This window comes from Trebonia sp. (assembly GCF_049794275.1).
In the GTDB taxonomy this organism is placed as follows: domain Bacteria; phylum Actinomycetota; class Actinomycetes; order Streptosporangiales; family Streptosporangiaceae; genus Trebonia.
Genome location: NZ_JBARCR010000747.1, coordinates 1 through 1,599, shown reverse-complemented (window position 1 = coordinate 1,599; position 1,599 = coordinate 1). Strand labels below are relative to the sequence as shown.

Here is a 1,599-nt window from a genome sequence, read left to right as displayed (position 1 = left end):
ACCCCGTCACCATCCGAATCCACCCAGGTCGCGACATCGGCACAGTAGATGACGGCATTCTTCCACCAGAGATCGCTGGTGGCCTTGTCTGTCATGCCGCACCAACTTCCCGGGTTCGAGGCTGCATAACGCCATCGCCGCTGTCGAGTTCGTCCAGGCTGATGGTGCCGCGGCGGGATAGCCGCGGGTGCGCGTCGGCACAGCCAGCGCTGCCCCGGTGGTTTGAGGTTCCACACGCGGGTAGCTGAACCGAAGCCAATCTCGAAAATGGCGCCAGGAACCTCATCGTCTATTGACACCGGGCGCTGCCAGGAAAGGAATAGTCGATGTATATCGGTATCGGTACCATAGTCGTCATCGTGATAATCGTGCTGGTCGTTCTCATGCTGCGCAGGCGCTAGGCAGCTGCGCCCTGCGCGCTCGCTCTGCACGTACTCCCTGCGCACTGGTTCTGCCGGTTAACTGCCAGGAAACAACCTGCCGGGATCATGGGGACATGGAAAAGCGTCGGCTCTTGATCGGATGCGAGTTCACGTATGTCGCCGCTATCCCGACTCCCGTGGTCTTCCAGGTGCAGCCGGCAGAGTCACCGCACATATCGATCGGAGACCGGCAGTGGACCTCCGAGCCGGCGCAACCGGCCCGCGTCTACACCGACTTGTACGGCAACCCGTGCGTGCGCGCGGTCCTGCCGGCCGGCAGGTCGAGCTTCCGCTACCAGGCCGTGGCGGTGGTTCCCGATGCGGTCGAAGAGTCGGACGAGGAGGCGCGGGAATGCCCGCCCGATGACCTTCCCGACGCCACACTGATCTACACGCTGCCGAGCCGGTATTGCCTGCCCGACGTGCTCGGCGGTGAGGCGTGGTCGCTTTTCGGCGGCCTCGCACCGGGCTATCGCCGGGTCCAGGCCATCTGCGACTACGTGCACGGTCACCTAGCCTTCGAGTACGGCAGCACGACGGCATTGTCCAGTGCCGTGGACGTTAACCTGTCCGGGCGCGGGGTGTGCCGCGATTTCACCCACCTGGCGATCTCGTTCTGCCGGGCACTGAACATCCCGGCCAGGTATGTCTTCGGGTACCTGCCCGACATGGATGTCCCGCCGGATCCGGCGCCGATGGACTTCGCGGCCTGGATGGAAGTCTGGCTGGGTGATCAGTGGTGGACGTTCGACCCGCGCAACAACATCAGGCGGAAAGGCCGCGTCGTGATCGGCCGGGGGCGCGACGCCTCCGACGTCGCCATGGCAACGACATTCGGCGGCCCGCTGCTTGAATCCATGCTCGTCCAGGCCGAGGAAGCGTCCGCATGATGGTGGCTCAGCTGGGCCAGCGTTCGCGCACGGCTGCCACGACCTTGGCGAGCTGAGCGTCGAAAGCGTCAAGCTGCTCAGCTTCGGCAGCGCTCGCGACGAAGGCGCGTCGGTCGCAGGCTATGCCCCCGCGCCATATCCGCTCAATGGCGCGCGTCGTGGTGATGTCCGTCAACGGGTCACCGGACACGAGGACCAGGTCCGCGCGCTGCCCGGCGGCGACACGTCCCCGGTCGGCGAGGCCGAACACTCGTGCCGGTTCAGCCGAGTCCCGCTCGGGACGAGGG

1 protein-coding gene and 1 pseudogene are annotated in these 1,599 nt (G+C 65.6%); one reads left to right on the top strand and one right to left on the bottom strand.

The genetic code is table 11. The features are described from left to right. The first annotated feature begins 496 nt into the window (after window positions 1-496). Window positions 497-1,312, top strand: coding sequence for a transglutaminase-like domain-containing protein (locus tag WA805_RS19620; protein ID WP_422286139.1), 816 nt, complete (start codon window positions 497-499; stop codon window positions 1,310-1,312). A 7-nt stretch (window positions 1,313-1,319) separates the two neighbouring features. Here the strand turns inward: WA805_RS19620 and WA805_RS19615 are convergent. Then, a pseudogene (locus WA805_RS19615) lies at window positions 1,320-1,599 on the bottom strand (hypothetical protein); the annotation flags it as partial.

What these genes read in the sequence shown, in the direction of transcription:
- WA805_RS19620 (WP_422286139.1), top strand. Translation starts at nt 497, where the DNA reads ATGGAAAAGCGTCGGCTCTTGATCGGATGCGAGTTCACGTATGTCGCC.